Source organism: Allobosea sp. GW822-FHT03F07, assembly GCF_058801345.1.
The window spans coordinates 235,727-257,721 of record NZ_JBXAND010000002.1 but is presented as its reverse complement, the minus strand read 5'-3'; the positions used below and the strand labels follow the sequence as shown (position 1 = coordinate 257,721).

At 66.5% G+C, this 21,995-nt stretch carries 23 protein-coding genes; 13 read left to right on the top strand and 10 right to left on the bottom strand.

What is annotated here, in order from left to right:
- Together tyrS and AC1RMY_RS09800 are read right to left on the bottom strand one after the other, a co-directional pair.
- Entirely contained in the window at positions 1–1,254 is a 1,254-nt protein-coding gene (tyrS, locus tag AC1RMY_RS09805) for a tyrosine--tRNA ligase (RefSeq protein ID WP_492863882.1), read from the bottom strand.
- A gap of 144 nt (positions 1,255–1,398) precedes the next feature.
- Positions 1,399–2,070: an alpha/beta hydrolase gene (locus AC1RMY_RS09800; protein ID WP_420101549.1), complete on the bottom strand. Its 672-nt coding sequence runs from the start codon at positions 2,068–2,070 to the stop codon at positions 1,399–1,401.
- Between the two features lie 298 nt (positions 2,071–2,368).
- Here AC1RMY_RS09800 and AC1RMY_RS09795 point away from each other — a divergent pair, with 298 nt between their 5' ends.
- The 9 genes from AC1RMY_RS09795 (at position 2,369) to AC1RMY_RS09755 (ending at position 10,453) form a co-directional block, all read left to right on the top strand.
- Positions 2,369–3,574 carry a cysteine desulfurase family protein gene (locus AC1RMY_RS09795; RefSeq protein WP_492863880.1) on the top strand — a complete coding sequence of 402 codons (1,206 nt, stop codon included), beginning with the start codon at positions 2,369–2,371 and terminating at the stop codon, positions 3,572–3,574.
- Between the two features lie 61 nt (positions 3,575–3,635).
- On the top strand, positions 3,636–5,108 hold the full coding sequence (sufB, locus tag AC1RMY_RS09790; RefSeq protein WP_492863878.1) for a Fe-S cluster assembly protein SufB: 1,473 nt from the start codon (positions 3,636–3,638) through the stop codon (positions 5,106–5,108).
- A 115-nt stretch (positions 5,109–5,223) separates the two neighbouring features.
- On the top strand, positions 5,224–5,976 hold the full coding sequence (gene sufC / locus AC1RMY_RS09785) for a Fe-S cluster assembly ATPase SufC (protein ID WP_492863876.1): 753 nt from the start codon (positions 5,224–5,226) through the stop codon (positions 5,974–5,976).
- Positions 5,976–7,325, top strand: a complete 1,350-nt coding sequence (sufD, locus tag AC1RMY_RS09780) for a Fe-S cluster assembly protein SufD (RefSeq protein ID WP_492863874.1) — start codon at positions 5,976–5,978, stop codon at positions 7,323–7,325. Before sufC ends, sufD begins: the two co-directional genes overlap by 1 nt.
- Positions 7,325–7,534, top strand: a complete 210-nt coding sequence (locus tag AC1RMY_RS09775; protein ID WP_492863873.1) for a tautomerase family protein — start codon at positions 7,325–7,327, stop codon at positions 7,532–7,534. The genes sufD and AC1RMY_RS09775 overlap by 1 nt, the downstream gene beginning before the upstream one ends.
- 3 nt (positions 7,535–7,537) lie before the next feature.
- Positions 7,538–8,776 carry a cysteine desulfurase gene (locus AC1RMY_RS09770; RefSeq protein WP_492863871.1) on the top strand — a complete coding sequence of 413 codons (1,239 nt, stop codon included), beginning with the start codon at positions 7,538–7,540 and terminating at the stop codon, positions 8,774–8,776.
- A gap of 62 nt (positions 8,777–8,838) precedes the next feature.
- Positions 8,839–9,177, top strand: coding sequence for an SUF system Fe-S cluster assembly protein (locus AC1RMY_RS09765; RefSeq protein WP_492864443.1), 339 nt, complete (start codon positions 8,839–8,841; stop codon positions 9,175–9,177).
- A gap of 74 nt (positions 9,178–9,251) precedes the next feature.
- The gene (locus AC1RMY_RS09760; RefSeq protein ID WP_492863869.1) at positions 9,252–9,554 is read left to right on the top strand and encodes a hypothetical protein; all 303 of its coding nucleotides are present in this window, start codon (positions 9,252–9,254) and stop codon (positions 9,552–9,554) included.
- An 11-nt stretch (positions 9,555–9,565) separates the two neighbouring features.
- Positions 9,566–10,453: a protein-L-isoaspartate O-methyltransferase family protein gene (locus tag AC1RMY_RS09755; protein ID WP_492863867.1), complete on the top strand. Its 888-nt coding sequence runs from the start codon at positions 9,566–9,568 to the stop codon at positions 10,451–10,453.
- Between the two features lie 36 nt (positions 10,454–10,489).
- Here AC1RMY_RS09755 and AC1RMY_RS09750 read toward each other — a convergent pair whose 3' ends face one another.
- The gene (locus AC1RMY_RS09750) at positions 10,490–10,819 is read right to left on the bottom strand and encodes a hypothetical protein (RefSeq protein ID WP_492863865.1); all 330 of its coding nucleotides are present in this window, start codon (positions 10,817–10,819) and stop codon (positions 10,490–10,492) included.
- A 172-nt stretch (positions 10,820–10,991) separates the two neighbouring features.
- On the opposite strand from AC1RMY_RS09750, the gene AC1RMY_RS09745 reads away from it, so the two are divergent.
- Positions 10,992–11,879, top strand: coding sequence for a PhzF family phenazine biosynthesis protein (locus AC1RMY_RS09745; RefSeq protein WP_492863863.1), 888 nt, complete (start codon positions 10,992–10,994; stop codon positions 11,877–11,879).
- 154 nt (positions 11,880–12,033) lie between these two features.
- Here AC1RMY_RS09745 and AC1RMY_RS09740 read toward each other — a convergent pair whose 3' ends face one another.
- Positions 12,034–12,396 (bottom strand): MmcQ/YjbR family DNA-binding protein, encoded by a 363-nt coding sequence (locus tag AC1RMY_RS09740; protein ID WP_492863861.1) that lies wholly within the window; start codon positions 12,394–12,396, stop codon positions 12,034–12,036.
- 2 nt (positions 12,397–12,398) lie between these two features.
- Positions 12,399–13,475 carry a malate/lactate/ureidoglycolate dehydrogenase gene (locus tag AC1RMY_RS09735; RefSeq protein ID WP_492863859.1) on the bottom strand — a complete coding sequence of 359 codons (1,077 nt, stop codon included), beginning with the start codon at positions 13,473–13,475 and terminating at the stop codon, positions 12,399–12,401.
- Positions 13,476–13,666: 191 nt separating this feature from the next.
- On the opposite strand from AC1RMY_RS09735, the gene AC1RMY_RS09730 reads away from it, so the two are divergent.
- The gene (locus AC1RMY_RS09730) at positions 13,667–14,050 is read left to right on the top strand and encodes a HesB/IscA family protein (RefSeq protein ID WP_492863857.1); all 384 of its coding nucleotides are present in this window, start codon (positions 13,667–13,669) and stop codon (positions 14,048–14,050) included.
- Positions 14,051–14,215: 165 nt separating this feature from the next.
- Here AC1RMY_RS09730 and AC1RMY_RS09725 read toward each other — a convergent pair whose 3' ends face one another.
- Both AC1RMY_RS09725 and AC1RMY_RS09720 read right to left on the bottom strand, forming a co-directional pair.
- On the bottom strand, positions 14,216–15,274 hold the full coding sequence (locus tag AC1RMY_RS09725) for a GGDEF domain-containing protein (protein WP_492863855.1): 1,059 nt from the start codon (positions 15,272–15,274) through the stop codon (positions 14,216–14,218).
- A gap of 184 nt (positions 15,275–15,458) precedes the next feature.
- The gene (locus AC1RMY_RS09720; protein ID WP_492863853.1) at positions 15,459–17,006 is read right to left on the bottom strand and encodes a DEAD/DEAH box helicase; all 1,548 of its coding nucleotides are present in this window, start codon (positions 17,004–17,006) and stop codon (positions 15,459–15,461) included.
- Positions 17,007–17,169: 163 nt separating this feature from the next.
- Between AC1RMY_RS09720 and AC1RMY_RS09715 the strand changes: the two genes are divergently transcribed.
- Positions 17,170–17,865 carry an alpha/beta fold hydrolase gene (locus AC1RMY_RS09715; RefSeq protein WP_492863851.1) on the top strand — a complete coding sequence of 232 codons (696 nt, stop codon included), beginning with the start codon at positions 17,170–17,172 and terminating at the stop codon, positions 17,863–17,865.
- A gap of 3 nt (positions 17,866–17,868) precedes the next feature.
- Here AC1RMY_RS09715 and AC1RMY_RS09710 read toward each other — a convergent pair whose 3' ends face one another.
- From AC1RMY_RS09710 to parE, 3 genes are all read right to left on the bottom strand, one after another.
- A complete protein-coding gene (locus AC1RMY_RS09710; protein WP_492863850.1) occupies positions 17,869–18,129 on the bottom strand; it encodes a hypothetical protein in 261 nt (86 codons plus the stop codon).
- Between the two features lie 119 nt (positions 18,130–18,248).
- The gene (locus AC1RMY_RS09705) at positions 18,249–19,160 is read right to left on the bottom strand and encodes a LysR family transcriptional regulator (protein ID WP_492863848.1); all 912 of its coding nucleotides are present in this window, start codon (positions 19,158–19,160) and stop codon (positions 18,249–18,251) included.
- A gap of 186 nt (positions 19,161–19,346) precedes the next feature.
- The gene (gene parE, locus AC1RMY_RS09700; RefSeq protein WP_492863846.1) at positions 19,347–21,443 is read right to left on the bottom strand and encodes a DNA topoisomerase IV subunit B; all 2,097 of its coding nucleotides are present in this window, start codon (positions 21,441–21,443) and stop codon (positions 19,347–19,349) included.
- A gap of 190 nt (positions 21,444–21,633) precedes the next feature.
- Here parE and AC1RMY_RS09695 point away from each other — a divergent pair, with 190 nt between their 5' ends.
- Entirely contained in the window at positions 21,634–21,909 is a 276-nt protein-coding gene (locus tag AC1RMY_RS09695) for a hypothetical protein (protein ID WP_492863844.1), read from the top strand.
- The last annotated feature ends 86 nt before the right edge of the window (positions 21,910–21,995 follow it).

Here is a 21,995-nt window from a genome sequence, read left to right as displayed (position 1 = left end):
TTACTCCGGGCGCAGCAAGACGTGCTTTTTCTTGCCGAAGGAAAGCTTGATCACGCCTTCGGATGACAGATCTCCGAGGCCGAGCGAGGCGCGCTCGTCCGTCACCGCGGCGTCGTTGACGCGCAATCCGCCCGCCTTCACCTGGCGTCGCGCCTCGCCGGTGGACGGAACCAGGCCGGCCTTGACGAAGGCCGTCAACACACCCAGCCCCGGCTCGATCTCGCTCCGCGCGATCGCAACGCTCGGCAGGTCCGCGGCCAGCGAACCCTCCTCGAAGGTCTTGCGCGCCGTCTCGGCCGCGGCCTCGGCCGCCTCGCGGCCATGGACGATCGCCGTGATCTCGGTGGCGAGGACCTTCTTCGCCTCGTTCAGCTCGGCGCCGCCGAGTGCGGCCAGCCTCGAGATCTCTTCCAGCGGCAGCCGGGTGAAAACCTTGAGAAAACGGCCGACGTCGGCGTCCTCGGTGTTGCGGAAATACTGCCAGAAATCATAGGGGCTGAAGACGTCGGCATTGAGCCAGACCGCGCCGTTGGCCGTCTTGCCCATCTTGGCGCCGGAGGAGGTCGTCAGCAGCGGCGTCGTCACGCAGTAGAGCTGAGGGCCGCCCATGCGGTGCGAGAGGTCGACGCCGTTGATGATGTTGCCCCACTGGTCGGAGCCGCCCATCTGCAGCCGGCAGCCATAGCGCCGGTTCAGCTCGACGAAGTCGTAGCCCTGCATGATCATGTAGTTGAATTCGAGGAAGGACAGCGACTGCTCGCGATCGAGCCTCAGCTTCACCGAATCGAATGACAGCATGCGGTTGACCGAGAAATGCCGGCCGACCTCGCGCAGGAACTCGACATAGTTGAGCTTCAGCAGCCAATCGGCATTGTTGGCCATCATCGCGTCGGTCGGCCCGTCACCATAGCGCAGGATGCGTCCGAAGACCCGCTTGATGCTCTCGATATTGGTGGCGATCTCCTCGACCGTGAGCAGCTTGCGCTGGTCGTCGCGGAAGGAGGGGTCGCCGACCATGGAGGTGCCGCCGCCCATTAGCGTGATCGGGCGATGGCCCGTCTCCTGGAACCAATAGAGCATGGTCAGCGAGATCAGGTTGCCGATATGTATCGAGGTCGCGGTCGCATCATAGCCGACATAGGCCGTCTGGATGCCCTGCCTACACAGCGTATCGAGGCCTTCCGGATCGGAGACCTGATGGATGAGGCCGCGCTCGTCGAGCACGCGCAGGAAGTCGGACTTGTAGGTGGTCATGATAAGGCTCGATTGTTCGACGCTTCGGTCGTCATGGTCGGGCTTGTCCCGACCATCCACGTCTTCGTTGGTCGAGCGCGGTGTTCAAGACGTGGATGCTCGGCACAAGGCCGAGCATGACGCGATACGCCCGCGCAGCAAGGCTCAGACGCTTTCCTGCTCGCTCTTGATGATCTCCGGCCCGACCATACGATCGAGATAGACGCCGACCTGCTCCATCAGCACGTCGACCTTGCCGTCGAAGAAGTGGTTGGCGCCTTCGACGACGGTGTGCTCGATCTGGATACCCTTCTGGGTCTTCACTTTCTCGATCACCGCCATCACCTCCTTGACCGGCGCGACGCGATCCTCGGAGCCGTGGACGAACAGGCCCGAGGACGGGCAGGGCGCGAGGAAGGAGAAGTCGTAGCGGTTGGCCATCGCCGCGATCGACAGGAAGCCCTCGATCTCCGGACGGCGCATCAGGAGCTGCATGCCGATCCAGGCGCCGAAGGAGACGCCGGTGATCCAGCAGCTCTTGGCCTCGGGGTTCAGCGCCTGCATCCAGTCCAGCGCCGCCGCCGCATCCGACAGTTCGCCCGCGCCATGGTCGAAATGGCCCTGGCTGCGGCCGACGCCGCGGAAATTGAAGCGCAGCGCCGAGAAGCCGCGATTCACGAAGGTGTAGAACAGGTTGTAGACGATCTGGTTGTTCATCGTCCCGCCGAACTGCGGGTGTGGGTGCAGGATGATGGCCAGCGGCGCGCCGCGCTTCTTGGCGGGCTGGTAGCGGCCTTCGATCCGGCCGGCCGGTCCGTTGAAAATCACCTCGGGCATCGTCTCGTCGCCTTTTGTTGGGTCGGGATCCATGAGGCCGGGCCAAAAGGCGGCATAATGCCGCCAGATCACCCCGTTGCCCTTGACGGCCCCGCCGCTCGCGCCCTACATCAAGCGCTTAGAATGGTTCTAACGGCCGTGAACAAGACGGGAACAGGCGTGCAGGTCGCCACTTCGGCGTTGCCGCTGCTCCCGGCCCAGGCCGGTTCGGACGGGCGGCTATAGCACGGCGCAGGGGTGCGAATTCAAGCATTTCGTGCCGGCGCCTTCATGAGGGCAGTTTGGGAGCAACAGGATCGTGATCGCGTCAGCGCGCGCCTATCTCGACCATAACGCCACCACCCCGGTGCGGCCCGAGGTGGCGGAGGCGATGGCGCGTGCGCTCGCGATGCCCGGCAATCCCTCTTCGGTCCATGCCGAGGGCCGGGCGGCCCGCGCCGCGCTGGAGCGCGCCCGCGAGCAGGTCGCGGCCCTGGTCGGCACCAAGGCGTCCAACATTGTCTTTACGAGCGGCGGGACCGAGGCCAACGCGACGATCCTCTCGCCCGGGCTGATGGATTGCGACGGCGGCCGCGACTGCGTCCGTACGCCGGCATCGCTCATGCTCCATAGCGCGACCGAGCACCCTTGTGTCCGCGACGGCCATCGCTTCCCTGCGGCCGCAGCCGAGGCGATCCCGGTCGATGCGGACGGGATCGTCGATCTCGTCTGGCTCACCGCCCGGCTGGCGCGTTTCGTGTCCGAGCATCCCGGCGCTCGCGCGCTCGTCTCGATCCATCTCGCCAACAACGAGACCGGCGTGATCCAGCCGATCGCCGCGGTCTCCGCGATAACCAGGCGCTTCGGGGCGCTGCTGCACAGCGATGCCGTCCAGGCGGCCGGCAAGATCGCGATCGACATCGAGGTGCTCGGCGTCGACGTGCTGACGATCTCTGCCCACAAGATCGGTGGACCCAAGGGCATCGGCGCGATCGTCTTTCGCACCGGCGCGCTCGAACTCGCCGACAAGCCCTTGCGCGGCGGCGGGCAGGAGCGCGGCTGGCGCGCTGGGACCGAGAACGTGCCGGGCATCGTCGGTTTCGGCGCGGCTGCAGCGATCGCGTCAGAAGCGCTCTCGACCGAAGCGGCGCGTCTCGGCACGCTGCGCGACAAGCTGGAGGAGGGCCTGCTCGCGTTGTCGCCCGATACGGTCATCTTCGGCCGCGCCGCGCCGCGCCTGCCCAATACCAGCAATTTCGCGACGCCCGGCCTCACCGCCGAGACGACGCTGATCAAGCTCGATCTCGCCGGCGTCGCGCTCTCCTCGGGTTCGGCCTGCTCGTCCGGCAAGGTCAAGCGCTCGCATGTGCTGACCGCCATGGGAGTAGACCCCGCCATGAGCGCAGGGGCCTTGCGGGCCTCGCTCGGATGGACCACTTCCGGAACCGAGATCGACCAGCTTCTGGCAGCCTATGCGAAAGCGCTGGCCGCCCAACCCGATCGGAGCGCTCGGGCTGCCGCCTGAAGCGCTTCCGCACTACGAAGACCAAACCGGCGGGCCTTGAACCCGCGACTGGAGAAGTGACATGGCAGCGGTCCAGGAGACCATCGATCAGGTCAAGTCGATCGACGTGACCGAGTACAAATACGGCTTCGTCACGGAGCTGGAGGTCGACAAGCCCGCCAAGGGCCTGACCGAGGATACGGTTCGCTACATCTCCGCGCGCAAGAACGAGCCGGCATGGATGCTCGAATGGCGCCTCGACGCCTTCCGCCGCTGGAAGACCATGAAGGAGCCGGCCTGGTCGCGCGTGCAGTATCCGCCGATCGACTATCAGGACCTGTACTATTACGCCGCGCCGAAGAAGGGCGCCTCGCCGAAGTCGCTCGACGAGGTCGATCCGGCGATCCTGGAGACCTACAAGAAGCTCGGCATTCCGCTCAGCGAGCAGGAAATCCTGGCCGGCGTCGCCCCTGAGAACCGCGTTGCGGTCGATGCGGTGTTCGATTCCGTTTCGGTCGTCACGACCTTCAAGAAGGAGCTGGCGCAGGCCGGCGTGATCTTCTGCTCGATCTCCGAGGCGATCCAGGAGCACCCCGAGCTGGTGAAGAAGTATCTCGCCACCGTCGTGCCGGTGACCGACAACTACTTCGCGACGCTGAACAGCGCCGTCTTCACCGACGGCTCCTTCGTCTATATCCCCAAGGGCGTGCGCTGCCCGATGGAGCTCTCGACCTATTTCCGCATCAACGAGCAGAATACCGGCCAGTTCGAGCGCACGCTGATCATCGCCGACGAGGGCGCCTATGTCAGCTATCTTGAAGGCTGCACAGCGCCCAAGCGCGACGAGAACCAACTCCATGCGGCCGTGGTCGAGCTGATCGCGCTCGACGATGCCGAGATCAAGTATTCCACCGTGCAGAACTGGTTCCCCGGCGACGCCGAGGGCAAGGGCGGCATCTACAACTTCGTCACCAAGCGCGGCGACTGCCGTGGCAAGAACTCGAAGATCTCCTGGACGCAGGTCGAAACCGGCTCGGCGATCACCTGGAAATACCCGTCCTGCATCCTGCGCGGCGATGGCTCGCGCGGCGAGTTCTACTCGATCGCGGTGTCGAACGGGGCCCAGCAGGTCGATTCCGGCACCAAGATGATCCATCTCGGCAGGAACACGACCTCGAAGATCATCGCCAAGGGCATCGCGGCCGGCAAATCCGACTCGACCTATCGCGGCATGGTCTCGGCCCACCGCAAGGCGACCGGTGCGCGCAACTTCACCAATTGCGACTCGCTGCTGATCGGCGACCAGTGCGGCGCGCACACGATCCCGTACATCGAGGCCAAGACCGCGACGGCGATCTTCGAGCACGAGGCCACCACCTCGAAAATCGGCGAGGACCAGATGTTCTACTGCCAGCAGCGCGGCCTCTCCGAGGAGGAGGCGGTGGCGTTGATCGTCAACGGCTTCGTCAAGGAGGTGCTGCAGCAGCTCCCGATGGAATTCGCCGTCGAGGCGCAGAAGCTGATCACGATCTCGCTGGAAGGCAGCGTGGGGTGAGCGCCGTCATGGTCGGGCTTGTCCCGACCATCCGCGCCTTTCTTTTCAACGTTCAAGTCGTGGATGCTCGGCACAGGGCCGAGTATGACGCGGCGGAAATCCGGACCTGAAACCAATGCTCGAAATTCGTAATCTCGTCGTCAAGATCGCCGACGAAGACAAGCAGATCCTCAACGGCCTCAACCTCACCGTCAATGACGGCGAGGTCGCCGCCATCATGGGCCCGAACGGCTCCGGCAAGTCGACACTGAGCTATGTCATCGCCGGCAAGGAGGACTATGAGGTCCTCGACGGCGAGATCCTGCTCAACGGCGAGAACGTGCTGGAGATGGAGGCCGATGCCCGCGCGGCCGCCGGCATTTTCCTTGCCTTCCAGTATCCGCTGGAGATCCCCGGCGTCGCCACCATGACCTTCCTGAAGGCGGCCATGAACGCGCAGCGCAAGGCGCGCGGCGAGGACGAGCTTCTGACGCCGGACTTCATCAAGCGCGTCAATGCGGCCGCCGACAAGCTCGGCATCGCCCGCGACATGCTGCGCCGGCCGCTCAATGTCGGCTTCTCGGGCGGTGAGAAGAAGCGCATGGAAATCCTTCAGATGGCGCTGCTTTCACCCTCCATGTGCATCCTTGACGAAACCGATTCCGGCCTCGACATCGACGCGCTGCGCATCGTCGCGGAAGGCGTCAACGCGCTGCGCGACAAGAACCGCGGCTTCCTGGTCATCACCCACTACCAGCGCCTGCTCGACCATATCGTGCCCGACACCGTCCATGTGATGTCGAAGGGCAAGATCGTGCGCAGCGGCGGCAAGGAGCTGGCGCTCGAGCTCGAGAAGAGCGGCTACGCCTCCTATGGGGAGGCGGCCTGATGTCCGTCGTCACCCCGCTGAAGACGGCAGCCGAACAGGCGCTGAGCGCCCAGTTCGCCGCCGCCAAGGCCGAGCTGCCGGGCGCGCTGCCGGTGCGCAAGCTGCGCGAGGACGCCTTCGCCGGCTTCGAGGCCAAGGGCCTGCCCCATCGCCGGCTGGAGACCTGGCGCTATACCGACCTGCGCTCGCTGCTGCGCGAGGCCGCCCCGCTCGCCGGCGCTGCCGCCGTTACGGCAGGCGTGCGTGACCGGCTCGCCGCCCTGAAGCTCGACGGCGTGCGCCTCGTCCTCGTCGACGGCGCCTTCGTGCCCGAGCTTTCGACGCTGGAAGGCCTGCCGGAGGGGCTCGAAGTCCACAGCCTGGCTGACGCGCTCGTCGCCGGCCGCGACGATATTGGCCGCGTCCTGTCCGGTCCCGGGATCTCCGATGGCGATGCCGGTCTGATGCTCAACACCGCCCTGATGCGTGACGGCGTCTTCGTCGAGATCGCTGCGGGTGTCGAACTCGCCCAGCCGGTCGTCATCGTCTCGCTCGCCTCCGGCGAGGAGGAACAGGCGGTCTTCCATCGCTCCGTCGTGCTGGCGGGCGAGGGCGTCAAGGCGACGGTGGTTGAGATCAGCGAAAGCGCAGGCCGCGCCGCCTCGCAGATCAACGGCGCCATCGTCTTCGAGACCGGCGACGAGAGCGAAATCCAGCATGTCCGGCTGGTCACGCGCCATGCGCCGGAGACGGTGCAGGTCCAGAGCCTGCTCGCGACGGTCGGCGCCCAGGCCAAGTTCGATTCCTTCGCGCTCGTCTGCAATGCCGGAACGCTGCGCCAGCAGCATTTCGTCCGCTATGCCGGCGAGCACAGCGAGGTCGGGTTGCGCGGCGTCAGCCTGCTCGGCGGGACCGAGCATTCCGACGTCACGCTGATCGTGGACCACGAGGTTCCGCACGGCACGAGCCGTGAGCTTTTCAAGTCGATCATCGGCGGCGAGGGCACCGGCGTCTTCCAGGGCAAGGTCATCGTGCGCCAGCACGCCCAGAAGACCGATGGCGGCATGAAGAGCAATGCGCTGCTGCTCAACGACGGCGCGAGCATGTTCAACAAGCCCGAACTCGAGATTTTCGCCGACGACGTCGTCTGCGGCCATGGTGCGACCGTCGCCCAGATCGACGGCGAGCAGCTTTTCTACCTGATGGCGCGCGGCCTGCCGCGCCCGCAGGCCGAGGCGCTGGTGCTGCAGGCCTTCGCCGGCGAGGCGGTCGAATTCGTCCAGGAGGAGACGCTGCGCGACTTCCTGATGGGCGAGATCGAGGCCTGGCTCGGCGCGCGCGAAGCGTCCTCCGTGGTGAGTGCCGTCTGATGCCTTACGTCAATCTCCAGATCACCAAGGGCGCGACCCGCCAGCAGAAGGCGGAGATCGTCAAGGAATTCACCGATACGCTGGTGCGCGTGCTCGGCAAGAACCCGCAGAACACCCATATCGTGATCCAGGAGATCGAGCGCGAGGATTGGGGCCATGGCGGCGAGCTCGTCGCCGACAAGGTTCCTGCCTCGCCTGGAAAGGCCTGACCGATGAACGCGCTGGCGAAGCCCTACGACGTCGCGGCGATCCGCAAGGATTTCCCGATTCTCAGCCGGGAGGTCTACGGCAAGCCGCTGGTCTATCTCGACAACGCGGCCTCCGCCCAGAAGCCGGAGGCCGTCATCGAGGCGATGACGACGCTGATGCGGGAGAACTACTCCAACGTCCATCGCGGCTTGCACTATCTCGCCAACGCCTCGACGGAAGCCTATGAGGCGGCTCGCGAAAGCGCGCGCCGCTTCCTCAATGCGGCGCATCTCGAAGAGATCGTCTTCACGCGCTCCTCGACGGGCGCGCTGAACACCGTCGCCTCCTCGCTCGGCCGCCACCTCCAGCTCGGCGAGGGCGACGAGATCATCCTCTCGATTCTCGAACACCACTCCAACATCGTGCCTTGGCACTATTGGCGCGAGCGCCATGGCGCCGTGATCAAATGGGCGCCGATCGACGAGGACGGCAATTTCCTCATCGAGGAATTCGAGAAGCTGATCTCAGCCCGGACCAAGGTCGTGTCGCTGACGCATATGTCGAACGCGACCGGCACGATCATTCCGATCGCCGAAGTCGCCGCGATCTGCCGCTCGCACGGCATCCCGCTCGTCGTCGACGGCAGCCAGGGTGCGGTTCACCTGCCGGTCGACGTGCAGGCGCTCGGCTGCGACTTCTACGCCTTCACCGGCCACAAGACCTATGGGCCGACCGGCTCGGGCATTCTCTGGGGCCGCAGGGAATGGCTCGACAAGCTGCCCCCCTATGAAGGCGGCGGCGAGATGATCGTCACCGTCACCGAGGATACGGTGACCTATAACGATCCGCCGCATCGCTTCGAATCCGGCACGCCGGCCATCGTCGAGGCGGTGGGGCTGGGAGCCGCGCTCGAATACATGATGGCGCTCGGGCGCGAGAACATCGCAGCCCATGAGGCCCGTCTCGGCGCCTATGCCATGGAGCGGCTCGGCGCGATGAATTCGATCCGCATCTTCGGCAAGGCGAGGCAGAAGGGCGCCATCGTCGCCTTCGAACTGAAGGGCGCGCATGCGCATGACGTCGCCACCGTGATCGACCGCGCCGGTGTCGCCGTTCGGGCCGGCACCCATTGCGCCATGCCGCTTTTGACACGATATGGGGTGACGTCAACCTGCCGGGCCTCGTTTGGTCTCTACAACACCCTGGAAGAGGTCGACAGGCTCGTCGAAGCCCTGCAGAAGGCCGAGAGCCTGTTCGCCTGAGTAGGATTGGTAAAGCCATGACCGACACCGTTGCCGACGAGATCAAGCCGAACGCCCCGACCATGGGCGCGGCCTCCAGCCTTCCGCCGGAAGAGATCGACAGGCTGACCGACGACATCGTCGCGGCCCTGAAGACGGTCTACGATCCGGAGATCCCGTCCGACATCTACGAGCTCGGCCTGATCTACCGCGTCGACATCGCCGATGACCGCCAGGTCACCATCGACATGACGCTGACGGCGCCGGGCTGCCCGGTCGCTGGCGAGATGCCGGGCTGGGTCGAGAACGCCGTCGGCGCCGTGCCTGGCGTCGCCGCGGTCACGGTCAACATGACCTTTGACCCGCCCTGGGACCAGTCGCGCATGTCCGACGAGGCGAGGGTCGCGCTCGACATGTGGTGAGGCTGGACGGCTTCGGCCGTCTCGCGCATCATCGGCCAATGGGCTACACCAAGTGGGACTATATCGTCTTTCCGGTGCTCGCCGCGCTGGCCATTGGCGTGTTCTATGGTGCGTTGCGCCTTGTCGGCTTCTTCGGCCTCGGCGTCCTCGGCCTGATCATTGGTTTTATCGCGGTCCGGATGGATCTGGAGCGGGATGCCGCGAGCCATGATCCGCGCGTCCTGCAAGAGCAGTTCAAGGCGCGTGACCGCATGTCCCGCGCCGAAAAGGCTGATTTCCACGCTGCACAACGCGCGCGCCTGAAGCCGCTTTTCGTGGCGCAGGTCGTGGCGGCCGGCTTCGTGATCCTCGGCTTCGGCTTCCATTTCCTGCTCTGACGGCCCGCTGCATGGTCTTCGACGAATCCGATCTCGCTATCGTGCGCAGGGCCTACGCCCGACAGATGCTGGCGATCGTCGGCGTCGAGGACGACATCCGGCTGGAGAATGCTTTCGCCACCGTGAGGCGTGAGAGTTTCGTCGGGCCGCCGCCCTGGATCATGTCGCGCGGAGCCGCAGGCTATCGCGACCTGGCCGCGACCGATCCCGCGATCCTCTATCAGGATATTCTGGTCGCCTTGTCGCCTGAACGCGGCGTCAACAACGGCAGCCCGTCCCTGCATGCGCATTGGCTGCACGCCGCGCAATTGCGCGAGGGCGAGAGCGTTGCGCATATAGGCTGCGGCACCGGCTACTACACGGCGCTGATCGCCGAACTCGTCGGTCCTGGCGGAAAGGTTCTGGCCGTCGAGTTCGATTCCGCCCTGGCGTCGCCCGCCTCGGAAAACCTTGCCGACCGTCCCAATGTCACGGTGGTTTGCGGCGACGGCGCGGCCTGGCCGCAGGAGCCGGTCGATTGCGTCTATGTGAATTTCTCGGTCGAGCGGCCGGCGGCGGCCTGGCTGGAGCGATTGAAGCCGGGTGGGCGCCTGATCTTTCCCCTCGGCGTCCCTAACGCGAAGAGAACCGCCCGGCGCGGGCGCCACGCACTCTACGGCCTCGGGCTCTTGATCGAGCGCGTCGCGGCGGGTTTCGCGGCAAAGTCGCTCGGCAACGCCTTCTTCGTCTGCGCCGAAGGTGAACTCGCGGCCGAACGGGACGAGCGCGCGGCGCTGATGGCCGCATTCGAAAAGGGCGGCACCGAATTCATCCGCAGCCTGCGCTGGAACGAGCCGCCTGCGCCTGACCGGTCCTGGTTCGTCGGCCAGGGCTGGAGCCTGAGCTACGAGGAGCCCTGACGCGGGATCGCTGTCGGAAGCCGCGCCACGGTCTCTCTACTGCTCCTTCTTCGAGCCATCCCTGTCGCGGCCGTGGCCGTTGCCGCTCGTGGCATCGCCGTCGCCGGAGAGGACGACCGGATTGGCGCTGCTCAGTCCGTCCTTGTTCGGGCTGGCCGTTCCTTCGCCGTACTGGCCCGCCGCATCCTGGCGTATGCGCTCGGCCGCCACGCCGGAATCCGGCTCGTAGGGAGCGTGAGGCCCCGTCTCATGGGATGAATCGGGGCTGGGACCCGGCCGGCGTTGGGCAGCCTCGCCGGGTTGTCCGGGACGCCGGGGCGTCTCATGCCCGGGATGGTCCTTGGTCTCTCCGGCTTGGTGCGCCATCACGCTCTCCTTGCGTTGCTCCGTTGCGAGGAGGAACGGGAGCGGGCGGAGTCTGTTCCCTGCCGTCGATCATCGAGTATGATCGATCGCATCTGCGAGCTTCATTATCGCCGGCCGGCGATCGATGGCATCAATGCGCCGGGCCGCACCCTCGTGCGGCGGGGAGCCTGCCATGCGCACATTCGCCTATGAGACCGTCGACGTCTTCACGGAAACCCGCTTCGGCGGCAACCAGCTCGCCGTCTTCACCGACGCGCGCGGCCTGAGCGATGCACAGATGCAGTCGCTCGCCGCCGAGATGAACTACAGCGAGACGACCTTCGTGCTGCCTCCAGCCGATCCGGCCAATACCGCTCGCGTCCGGATCTTTCACCGCACGGGTGAGATGCCCTTCGCCGGCCACCCCAATGTCGGCACCGGCTTCGTGCTGGCGCGCCACGGCCGCGACCACAATGGCCTGCTGCGTTTCGAGGAGATCGCCGGCCTGGTCGAGGTCAGGGTCGCCAGCGGCGCGAACGGAGAGGTTGCGGGTGCGACCATCGCCGCGCCGCAGCGGCTCTCGACCGACATCGAACTGCCTGCCGAGGCGATCGCCGCCTGCGCCGGTCTCGCGTCCGCCGACATCGTGCTGGCCAACCACCGGCCCTTGCGCGCCTCCGTCGGTGTGCATTTCGTGCTCGTCGAGGTCACGGCCCGGGCCCTCTCTCGCGCTACCCCGGATCTGAGCCGGTTCCGCGCCCTCTGCGACGCCACGCCGGAGCTGGATGGGCGGCTGTCGCTGTTCCTCTATGTCCGCGACGGCGTGCAGATCCGGGCGCGCATGTTCGCGCCCCTGGCCGGCACCTGGGAGGACCCCGCCACAGGCAGCGCCAGCGCGACGCTTGCGGCGCTCCTGCTCTCGCTCGACGGTGGCGACCACGCCGTCTTCACGCTGACGCAAGGCGTCGAGATGGGTCGCCCGAGCCTGCTGCGGCTCACTGCGCAGCGCGGTGCCGACGGCATCCGCGCGACAGTCGGCGGCTCCTGCGTGCCGGTGTTCCGGGGCGAGGCGCTGCTTTAGAGGGCAGGGCACTCGGCTTCAGAATAGAACTCGCGTGTCATCCCGGACGCAGCGAAGCGGAGATGCGGGATCCATTCCGGAGCGTTCATCGGGGGGGCTCAGGCATGGATCCCGGGTTTCCCTTCGGTCGCCCGGGATGACACGCGTGTAAGGTTCAAGGATTCAATCCCAGTTCCGCCCGCACCCGCTTGGTCAGCCCCGCTGCCACCAGCCGGTGGCTCTCGCGCAGATAGTCCTGCAGCGCCTCGTCCGGCATGGACTCGTCGGTCAGGCGCTGGATCCAGCTCATGCCGCGCGAGGCGAGGTAAGGCGCCGGACGCAGGCCCGGTTGCTCCTTCAGGATGTCGAAGCTCGCCCAGGAGCATTTGAAGGTGACGGAGAGCGCGACGCCGTCATCCGTGCGCGCGATCGCGAAGACCTTCTCGCCGACCTTCCAGACATGGGCGCCGCCCCATTGCACGACCGTGCGGGTAGCGGCGAGGCCGGCGCAGAATGCGTTGTAGTCATCGAGCGTCACGCTCAGTAGCTTTCGGCATCGATGCTATGGGCGGCGGCCGCGGCCTTGATTTGCGACCAGGTCTCGTCGTCTAGCGGAACACCGTTCGCCTGTCGCTCGACACGGACGGCGCGCTCCTTGTCGCCAGGGGCCAGCACCGGGTTGGCCTCGTCCTGCGGCCGGGCGGCGCGGACGAAGGCGAGATAGCTTTCGGTGCGGCTCTTGCGCAGTTCGGCATCAGGTTCGAGGCGCGCCGGGTCGATCAGCACGCCGAAGAGCGAGTTGATGATCCAGCTCTTCTGCGGCTTCTCGTCGATGCGCGCCGCCCCCATCAGCCCGGCCGAGAGCAGTTCCGCGATCAGCGAGAGGCCTGCGCCCTTGTGGTCGCCGAAGGGCAGGAGCGCGCCCAGCGTCTCGTCGCCATTGAGCCCGTGCTGGAAGACATGCCTCGGCTCGGTCGTCGGCCGGCCCTCGCCATCGATGATGTAGCCGGGGGCGACCTGCTCGCCCTTGTTGAGTGCGACGCGGGCCTTGCCATGGGCCATACGGCTGGTGGCGAAATCGAGGATGATCGGGTCGTTGCCGGGAACCGGGATGCCGATTGCATGCGGATTGGTGCCGAAGCGCGCATCCCTGGCCGCGAAGGGCGCGACGATCGGTGGGCGGCCGGCGACATTGACCCAGAACAGCGAGATCAGGCCATGCTCGGCCACCGCCTCGGCATAATGGCCGATGCGCCCGATGTGATGGGCGTCGAGCAGATTGAGAATCGCGACGCCGCCGGCCTTCGCCATGGCCGCTGCCTGCTCGACGGCATTGCGAGCTGCTGGCTGGCCGAGCGAGACGCCGGCATCGACGATCAGAAAAGGTGCCGCATCGAGCCGCGTCGTCGGCTTCGAGCGCGGCGACAGGTTTCCATCCGCCAGCGACTGGAAATAGAGCGGCAGCATGCCGACGCCGTGGCTGTCATGGCCGCTGAGATTGGCCAGGACGAGATGATCGGCGGTCTCGCGCGCCTCCTCAGGCGTCCAGCCTGCCCTGGTGATCATGTCCTGGACGAGGGCGCGGAGCGATTCGGGGCGGTGCGTGCGATAGGCCATGTGCTGAGGTCGCCAGATGTGGAGCCGGTTTGATGGCCGCCACAGTGCATGAGCGGAATGGGCATGCAACAAGCGGTGGCGGGAGGGCGCCTTGCGCGCCCGCATCTCGACGTTTCGGTCAGCAATCCTTATGTAGATCTCTGCAATCTTGCTTCATCAGGCCTTGAACCTGATCGAGGAGGGACGAAGGCATGTTTTCGATACCCGGCCTGAAGGTCGTCTCGCTTACCGACGCGGCGGCTGCGCGCATCCGCGAGATCATGGCGCAATCGGCGGGCGACGAGCCTGCGCTCGGCTTGCGCGTCGGCGTCAAGAAGGGCGGCTGCGCCGGGATGGAATACACCTTCGAGATCGCGCGCGACACGGCCAAGGGCGATGAGGTCGTGACCGAGAAGGACGCGACGGTGATCGTCGACGCCAAAGCCGTGCTGTTCCTGCTCGGCACGGAACTCGACTTCAAGACCGACCGCTTCTCCTCGACCTTCGTGTTCAACAATCCCAATCAGGTCTCGGCCTGCGGCTGCGGCGAATCCGTCGAGATCAAGCCTCGCGCCGAAGCTGTCGCCGCCTCGTAGTACAGAGCAGGTCAAACCCTCCCGGTCATCCCGGTCATCCCGGACAAGCGGCGAAGCCGCGCCGATCCGGGATCCATTCCGGAGCGCTGGTCGGAAAGGTTCAGGCATGGATCCCGGGTCAAGCCCCGGGATGACCGCACGCTTCCATACAAGATCAGCATGCCGTCAGGCGACGCGGCTGGTTGCCTCGATTGCGTCTTCCGTGACCGTGCGGTTGCGGCCACTGCGTTTGGCGGCCATCAGAGCCTGGTCGGCGCGGTCGGTCAGAGATGCCGCCGTGTCGCCGCGCGAATAGCTGGCGACGCCGAGCGAAATCGTGATGCGGCCGAGATTCTCGTTCGTCGAGCGCTTGACGAGTTCACGTGTCAGAAGCGCCTGCCTCACGGTTTCCGCGCCGAACTTGCCGGCGATCAGGTCGGCATCCGGGAGGATGATCGCGAACTCCTCGCCGCCGAAGCGGGTGATGATCGCCTTGTCCTTGAATTTGTCCTTCATGGTGCGGGCGACGAGACGCAGCACCTGATCGCCAGTCAGATGGCCATGGGCATCGTTGAACTGTTTGAAGAAATCGATATCGGCCATGACCAGCGCGAAAGGCTCGCGCCGCAGCGTCGCCTGGTCGATCGACTTCTGCAGCATCTCCTCGAAGTGGCGGCGGTTGGCGAGGCCGGTCAGTGGGTCGGTCAGGGCTTCGGCGCGCGTCGATTCCAGCGCCTCGCGGAGGTTGCGGATCTCGTTTGAGCTGTCGCGGAGCTGCGCCTCGAGCTTGGTCTTGCGCGTCACCTCCTCGCGCGTCGACATCACCAGAGCCTCGACCCATTCGCGGAGCTTGGCGCGGTCGGCCGGCGGCGGGACGTCCTCGGACATGGCGCAGAGGCGGCCGTGATAGCGCTCGCTCGAATCGAGTGCCTGGTCGACCAGCGTCATCAGCCCGTCGATTTCGCCGAGAACCTGCAGGCTGGTGCGCTCGGCATGGCGCGCCAGGCGTTCCGTGCTGATAAAGCGGTCATAGAGATTGTCGATGTCGGCCGCGCCGACCGGGCCATCGCTCGCGGTGATGATCGCGTTCATCGCCATGCTGATTGCCGGCATCTCGCCGCTCAGATGGGCGTACCAGACCTCGAAGGCGCGGGGGTAGCTGGGCGAGCCGTGCTGGCGCATGGCGGCGACCACACGCTCGGCAAGGTCGTCTGAGGGAGAGGAGGGCGCCTGAAACTCGCTCATGCAATCGCTGGCCCGAACGTGAGCCGGCTCATGGCGGCCAGCCACGAGAGCTCCGATTGAAAATCGAAGCGGGACATCCTGTCCGTCGCAACGGCGGCATGCGCCCGTCCGCGGCCACGAAACTACTCGTGAGCGCGACCTAACTCTACGCCAAGCTCGTTAAAATGCGGTTGATGACTACAACTTATCCGACGCGGACGGGGCGAAGCAGGAAGGCTGGGACATGGTCGCCGAGGCCCTTGACCTTCGGGCCGTCATCATCGTCGCGGCGGCGTGGTTCGTGCCGGGCCGGGCGCGGCTCGGCGACGCGCTGTGGCTTGCCGGCGGGAGCCGCCGATGCGGCTCCATCCGCCGCAGCCGCCTCGCCACGAATCTTGGTCCGGGTCGGGCCGTCCGATGCGGCATGCCGGCGGCGCGGAGCGGCATCCTCCTCCGTAGCCGGGCGTTCGACGCGGATCGGGCGCGGGGCGGCCTCGGGTTCGGCGCGCGGGCCGCGCTCGGGGCGGCCGCGACCGCGCTCGCCGCCACGTCCACGACGCTCGTCACCGCGTCCGCCGCGACCACCGGAACGTTCCTCGCGGGGTGCACCAGGGGGCAGGGCATCGAGGCCGCGACCTTCTTCCCAGGAGATCGCCTGGCCCATCAGCTTCTCGATCGCGGCGACGAGCTTCTCGTCATGGCGCGTGACGATCGTGAAGGACGCACCCTCGCGGCCGGCGCGGCCGGTGCGGCCGATGCGGTGGACATAGTCCTCGGCATGGGTCGGCACATCGTAATTGAAGACATGGCTGACGGCCGGGATGTCGAGGCCGCGCGCCGCGACGTCGCTGGCGACCAGGATCGGGTTCTCGCCCGTGCGGAAGGATTCCAGCGCCGCCATGCGGGCATACTGGTCCATGTCGCCATGCAGCGAGACGGCGGGGAAGCCGTGCTTCTGCAGGGATTTGTGCAGCGTCGCGACATCGCGCTTGCGGTTGCAGAAGACGATCGCGTTCTGCAGGTCCTTGGCGTCCTTGATCAGCCGGCGCAGCGTCTCGCGCTTCTCGAAGTCCTGGCCGTTGGAAGCGATCAATCGCTGCGTGATGGTCGCGGCGGCGGTTGCCGGACGCGAAACCTCGACCCGCACGGGATTGTGCAGGAACTGCTCGCTGATCCGCGTGATCTCGGGCGGCATCGTCGCGGTGAAGAACAGCGTCTGCCGCGTAAAGGGAACGAGTTTACAAACCCGCTCGATGTCGGGGATGAAGCCCATGTCGAGCATGCGGTCGGCCTCGTCGATGACGAGCAGTTCGACGCCGGTCAGCAGCAGCTTGCCACGCTCGACATGGTCGAGCAGGCGGCCGGGCGTCGCGATCAGCACGTCGACGCCACGGGTGATCTTGGCATCCTGGTCGCCGAAGGAAACGCCGCCGATCAGGAGCGCGACCGAGAGCTTCTGGTTGACGCCGTAGCGGGTGAAGTTCTCCTCGACCTGGGCGGCGAGCTCGCGCGTCGGCTCCAGGATCAGCGTGCGCGGCATCCTGGCCCGGGCGCGGCCGTTTTCCAGGATCGTCAGCATCGGCAGCGTGAAGGCGGCGGTCTTGCCGGTGCCGGTCTGGGCGATGCCCAGCACGTCGCGGCGGGCGAGCACATGCGGGATCGCCTGCGCCTGGATAGGGGTCGGGTTGTTGTAGCCTGCGGTCGTGACGGCTGTCAGAACCTTTTCACTCAGGCCGAGTTCGGCAAAGGACATCGATGGTTGCGCTTCTTCAGGGTCGGTGACACGTGGCGGGATGACCTACTCAACCGCGACGGTGGCGCGACTTCTCTTTCCTGCGCGCCTTCGGACCCGTGTGCAATGCAGAAAAAGCACGGCAAAGTCAATAATCTAGCGTATCGAGGAGCCTGTCTGCGCGATGACTGAACCGCTTGTCCTGATTCCTGGCCTGAGCTGCGACGCCAACCTCTATGCGCCGCAATGGCCGGCGCTCGCTCCGGGCCGGCCGATCCTGGTTGCCGAGCATGATCGCGACGAGAGCCTCGCTGCCATCGTGCGGCGGCTTCTGGCGGTCGCGCCGGAGCGTTTTGCACTCTGCGGGCTCTCGATGGGCGGGTATGCTGCGTTCGAGGTGATGCGCCAGGCCCCGCAGCGCGTGACGCGGCTGGCGCTGCTGGATACCAGCGCGAAACCTGCCACGCCGGAAACGAATACGCCCCGTGAACAGATGATCGCGCTGGCGGAAAAGGGCGCCTACGACAATGTCACGACGCTGATCTGGCAGCGGCTCGTCGCGCCGGCCAGGCTCTCGGACGAGCCCTTGCGCCTCCTGGTCCGCGCCATGGCGGACAATATCGGCTCCGACGGCTTCATTCGCCAGCAACGCGCCATCATGGGGCGGCCGGACTCGCGTCCTGGTCTCGCTGCGATCGGCGTTCCGACGCTGGTGCTGGTGGGCGAAGAGGACCTCATCACGCCGCCGGCGGAGGCGCGTGAGATCGCCGAGGGGATCGGCGGCCACGCGCGGCTGGTGGAGATCCCGGGTTGCGGTCATCTCTCGACGCTGGAACAGCCGGAAGCCGTCACGCGCGAATTGCGGGCGTGGCTGGCCTGAACGTCAGCGCGGCACGACGCAGGGGTCGAGCTTCGTCTCGTTCGCCGTCTTGCGGATCGAGCCGGTGATCATCGGGTCACCCGCCTTGCCCTTGCTCGCCGCTGCGGCGACCTCGGCGAGGCGCTCCTTGTCGAGTTGCTCGGTTCGGCTCGAGACGAAATTGGCGGCGATCACGCACAGGAACGCGATCGCGGCGCTGGCCTTGGCGACGTCGGCGAGCATGGTGCCACGTTCATTCTTCCAAAACAGATCGATGAGCCGCATCGGGCCCTCCCGCGTCAGAAGGGCGGCACGGCGCCCCTTGGGAAGCAATGTGCGACAGCAGCTGTAAAAAGATGGTTAGCGAAGCGTTGCCTTGGCTAGAGCCTGTCGGGATACGCTGCTCAAACCGCCAGCCCTTCGAGCCGCGCCCGATGCTCGCGAAAGACCTTGCGCAGCGCGCCGAGCACGGCGATCACCGCCGGCCGATGCCGCGACACCTCATGCGTCACCAAGAAGATCTCGTCGGCGGTCCGGTCCGGTGGCTGCTGCAGGCGCTGCAGGGCCTCGTCGGCATCGCCCATGAAGCACGGCACCATCGAGACGGCTCCCGCCGAGCGCACGCTCTCATAGCGCGCGGCCGAATCGCCGACGCGGGCGGCGATCGGCCGGCCGGCCGCATAGGCCAGGATGTGCTCGTCGATCCGCGACGAGGTCTCGCGGCTGACCGAGATGATCGGGGCGGTCAGGGGATCGACGTCGCGCCGGACATAGAGCGCCTGCACCAGCCGCCCGACCCGCTGGCCGAAATAGCCGGACTCGTCCGGCATCTTCTGCATCCTGACCGCGATGTCGGCATCGCCACGCGCCAGGTCGAGCCGGTCGCGCGTGCTGATGATGACGAGTTCGACACCGCCGGCCGCGGCCGAGATCGTCGTCGCGTGCATCGTCAGGAACAGGCTGATCGAGGTCGTCGCGGTGACCCGCACGGGCGCGTCCGCCAAGGGGCGCGCCGCTCTCGCGCAGCTCGCGAAGCGTGCTGCGGCCGCCGCGACGAGGGACGCCTCCCGCGCCAGCTCGGCGCCGGCGGCCGTCAGGATCAGCCGGTTGGCTCCGCGCCGGAACAGCAGCAGGCCGAGTTCGCGCTCGAAAGCCTTGAGCCGCCGCGCGATCGTCGCCTCGCTCAGGCGCAGCCGGACCGCTGCCAGGGCCAGCGACCCGCTTTCGGCGATGGCGTGGAATATGCCGATGTCGTCCCAGCCGGGCGCCGCCAGATCGCGGTCGCATCGAGGTGAAGCGGGAGCAGGCTGCCCCATGCGATCAGCGGCCAGGATGGGAAAGGGGTGTCGAGGAGGCCATTGCGGTCATGCTGGCCGATGCGATGGAGCCGGGCAGGGCGGTGGTGCGGTTCGTTAGACATGAACCGACCATGCCCACGCTCCCGGCCCATGGCAGCCCGGCAGGATTGTCGGCCAACCCCGCAAGGATGACGGGGTCGCCGCTCACAGGTCGATCAGTTCGCCGGCGAAGGCGGCGCGCTCCTGGATGAACAGGAAGCGCGCCTCCGGCTTGTTGCCCATCAGCCGCTCGACCGTGTCGGAAGCCTCGTCGCGCGCCTCATGGTCGACCATGACCTTGAGCAGGATGCGCTTGCTCGGATCCATCGTGGTTTCCTTGAGCTGGGCAGGCATCATTTCGCCGAGGCCCTTGAACCGGCTGATCTCCGGCTTCTTGCCCTTGAACACCGAGGCGATGAGTTCGTCCTTATGCGCGTCGTTGCGGGCATAGACCGACTTGCCGCCATGCTGGAGCCGATAGAGCGGCGGCACGGCGAGATAGAGATGCCCCTTCTCGATGAGTCGCGGCATCTGGCGCCAGAAGAATGTGACGAGCAGCGAGGCGATATGGGCGCCGTCGACGTCGGCGTCGGTCATCACGATGACCTTCTCGTAGCGCAGGTCGTCCTCGCGGAACTGGCTGCCGATGCCGCAGCCGAGCGCCAGGATCAGATCGGCGAGCTGCTGGTTCTGATTCAGCTTCTCGCGCGTCGCATTGGCAACGTTGAGGATCTTGCCGCGCAAGGGGAGAATGGCTTGCGTCGTGCGGTTGCGCGCCTGCTTGGCCGAGCCGCCCGCGGAATCGCCCTCGACGATGAAGAGTTCGGAGCCAGCCGCGCCGGCGCTCGAACAATCCGCGAGCTTGCCCGGCAGCCTCAGCTTGCGCGTCGCAGTCTTGCGCGAAACCTCCTTTTCGAGGCGGCGGCGCAGGCGTTCCTCGGCCCGGTCGACCGACCAGTCGAGCAGCTTCAACGCCTGCTGCGGCGCTGCCGCGAGCCAGTGGTCGAAGGCGTCGCGCACCGCATTCTCGACGATGCGGGAAGCTTCCAGCGTCGCCAGCTTGTCCTTGGTCTGGCCCTGGAACTCCGGCTCGCGGATGAAGACCGAGAGCATCGCGGCGCAGGTCGCCATCACGTCGTCTGAGGTCACCTGCGCCATGCGCTTGGACTGGCCGATGCGCTCGGCATGGTCGCGCAGGCCGCGCAGCAGGGCGATGCGCAGGCCCGCTTCATGGGTGCCGCCCTCGGGCGTCGGAATCGTGTTGCAATAGGACGAGGAGAAGCCGTCCTCGCCGGTGGCGAGCCAGGCGACCGCCCATTCCAGCGAGCCATGGCTGCCGTCCTTGGTGATCTTGCCGGCGAAGATCGGCTCGGCGACGAGGTCCTTGCCCTCGATCTCGCGGCCGAGATAGTCGCGCAAGCCCCCGGGAAAGCGGAATACGGCCTCCGCCGCGACATCGCCCTCGGGCTTCAGCAGCACGGGCGCGCAGCGCCAGCGGATTTCGACGCCGCCGAAGAGATAGGCCTTCGAGCGCGCCATACGGAACAGCCGCGCAGGCACGAAATGCGCGCCCTCGCCGAAGATCTGCGCATCGGGGTGAAAGCGCACGCGGGTGCCGCGCCGGTTGGCCACGGGGCCGACCGTCTCGAGCGGGCCCTGCGGCAGGCCGCGCGAGAACACCTGGCGATAGAGCACCTTGCCACGGGCGACCTCGACCTCGAGCCGGTCCGACAGCGCGTTCACGACGGAGACGCCGACGCCGTGCAGGCCGCCCGAGGTCTCGTAAGCCTTGGAGTCGAACTTTCCACCGGCATGCAGCGTCGTCATGATGACTTCGAGCGCCGACTTTCCGGGAAACTTCGGATGCGGATCGACCGGGATGCCGCGACCATTGTCGGTGACGGCGATCGAGCCATCCTCCAGCAATTCGACATCGATGAAGCTGGCATGGCCGGCGACGGCCTCGTCCATGGCGTTGTCGATCACCTCGGCGAAGAGGTGATGCAGCGCGCGCTCGTCGGTGCCGCCGATATACATGCCGGGCCGGCGGCGCACCGGCTCCAGCCCTTCGAGCACCTCGATGGCAGAGGCGTCGTAGCCGGTTTCCGACAGGGTTCCGTTGCGTGGAGGCGTCGGAGCAGGGCGGGACGTTGCCCCGCTCACGGGCGCATCCGGCCGCGACGGCGCAGGCGTGGCCGCGCGGGGCACGGGCGCTGCCGGCCGCTCCGGTTCCCCGCCAAATAGATCGCCGTTCTCCGCCATCGTGTCCGCAGGCCCCCTGATTCGCGACTGTAAACTCTAGCGCAGATGCGGCTTTGCCGCGCTGCGGCACTTCCTACAGCCAAGGGCTCGCCGAGGGAACGGCTCCTGTCGTCACAGGGTCACGCGAATCCGCATAGTGCGGGTGATGGAACCGTCCCGTTCAGAGAGCATTAACCCTACGGGCCGGAGAATGGCTTCGACGATTGAGGGGCTGGGCGACGCTCCGTCATCTGCTATGATCGCCAAAAATTTGGGGGAGGGTATCGTGGCGTCTGGTGCGTTGGTACCGAATGTAAGGACAGCCGGTCTCGAACGGGCTGCGCGCCTTGCCGGCGAGGCGTTCGGGCATGAGGACGCGACCGCGCTTCCGCGCTGGCGGTGGGAGGTCTTTCAGCCGATGCTCCTGCTGGCTTTGATTGGCGGATTCTCGGCGGCTATGACCCTGTCGGTTCTCGCGCTGCGCTGATCGGCTAGCGGAAAATCAACCTTTGCGGCCCAAGCTTTCTGGCCGAGGCTTGGTTTCGTGTCACGCGCCTTTCGTCGGCCCGCGCC

Bases quoted from the DNA above. Each gene is read 5' to 3' on its own strand.
- AC1RMY_RS09725 (WP_492863855.1), bottom strand. From the start codon at position 15,274: ATGAGCGAGTTTCAGGCGCCCTCCTCTCCCTCAGACGACCTTGCCGAG.
- AC1RMY_RS09765 (WP_492864443.1), top strand. From the start codon at position 8,839: ATGGGCGCGGCCTCCAGCCTTCCGCCGGAAGAGATCGACAGGCTGACC.
- AC1RMY_RS09745 (WP_492863863.1), top strand. From the start codon at position 10,992: ATGCGCACATTCGCCTATGAGACCGTCGACGTCTTCACGGAAACCCGC.
- tyrS (WP_492863882.1), bottom strand. From the start codon at position 1,254: ATGACCACCTACAAGTCCGACTTCCTGCGCGTGCTCGACGAGCGCGGC.
- AC1RMY_RS09800 (WP_420101549.1), bottom strand. From the start codon at position 2,070: ATGCCCGAGGTGATTTTCAACGGACCGGCCGGCCGGATCGAAGGCCGC.
- sufB (WP_492863878.1), top strand. From the start codon at position 3,636: ATGGCAGCGGTCCAGGAGACCATCGATCAGGTCAAGTCGATCGACGTG.
- AC1RMY_RS09750 (WP_492863865.1), bottom strand. From the start codon at position 10,819: ATGGCGCACCAAGCCGGAGAGACCAAGGACCATCCCGGGCATGAGACG.
- AC1RMY_RS09695 (WP_492863844.1), top strand. From the start codon at position 21,634: ATGGCTTCGACGATTGAGGGGCTGGGCGACGCTCCGTCATCTGCTATG.
- parE (WP_492863846.1), bottom strand. From the start codon at position 21,443: ATGGCGGAGAACGGCGATCTATTTGGCGGGGAACCGGAGCGGCCGGCA.
- AC1RMY_RS09775 (WP_492863873.1), top strand. From the start codon at position 7,325: ATGCCTTACGTCAATCTCCAGATCACCAAGGGCGCGACCCGCCAGCAG.
- sufD (WP_492863874.1), top strand. From the start codon at position 5,976: ATGTCCGTCGTCACCCCGCTGAAGACGGCAGCCGAACAGGCGCTGAGC.
- AC1RMY_RS09715 (WP_492863851.1), top strand. From the start codon at position 17,170: ATGACTGAACCGCTTGTCCTGATTCCTGGCCTGAGCTGCGACGCCAAC.
- AC1RMY_RS09720 (WP_492863853.1), bottom strand. From the start codon at position 17,006: ATGTCCTTTGCCGAACTCGGCCTGAGTGAAAAGGTTCTGACAGCCGTC.
- AC1RMY_RS09705 (WP_492863848.1), bottom strand. From the start codon at position 19,160: ATGGGGCAGCCTGCTCCCGCTTCACCTCGATGCGACCGCGATCTGGCG.
- AC1RMY_RS09755 (WP_492863867.1), top strand. From the start codon at position 9,566: ATGGTCTTCGACGAATCCGATCTCGCTATCGTGCGCAGGGCCTACGCC.
- sufC (WP_492863876.1), top strand. From the start codon at position 5,224: ATGCTCGAAATTCGTAATCTCGTCGTCAAGATCGCCGACGAAGACAAG.
- AC1RMY_RS09770 (WP_492863871.1), top strand. From the start codon at position 7,538: ATGAACGCGCTGGCGAAGCCCTACGACGTCGCGGCGATCCGCAAGGAT.
- AC1RMY_RS09710 (WP_492863850.1), bottom strand. From the start codon at position 18,129: ATGCGGCTCATCGATCTGTTTTGGAAGAATGAACGTGGCACCATGCTC.
- AC1RMY_RS09730 (WP_492863857.1), top strand. From the start codon at position 13,667: ATGTTTTCGATACCCGGCCTGAAGGTCGTCTCGCTTACCGACGCGGCG.
- AC1RMY_RS09735 (WP_492863859.1), bottom strand. From the start codon at position 13,475: ATGGCCTATCGCACGCACCGCCCCGAATCGCTCCGCGCCCTCGTCCAG.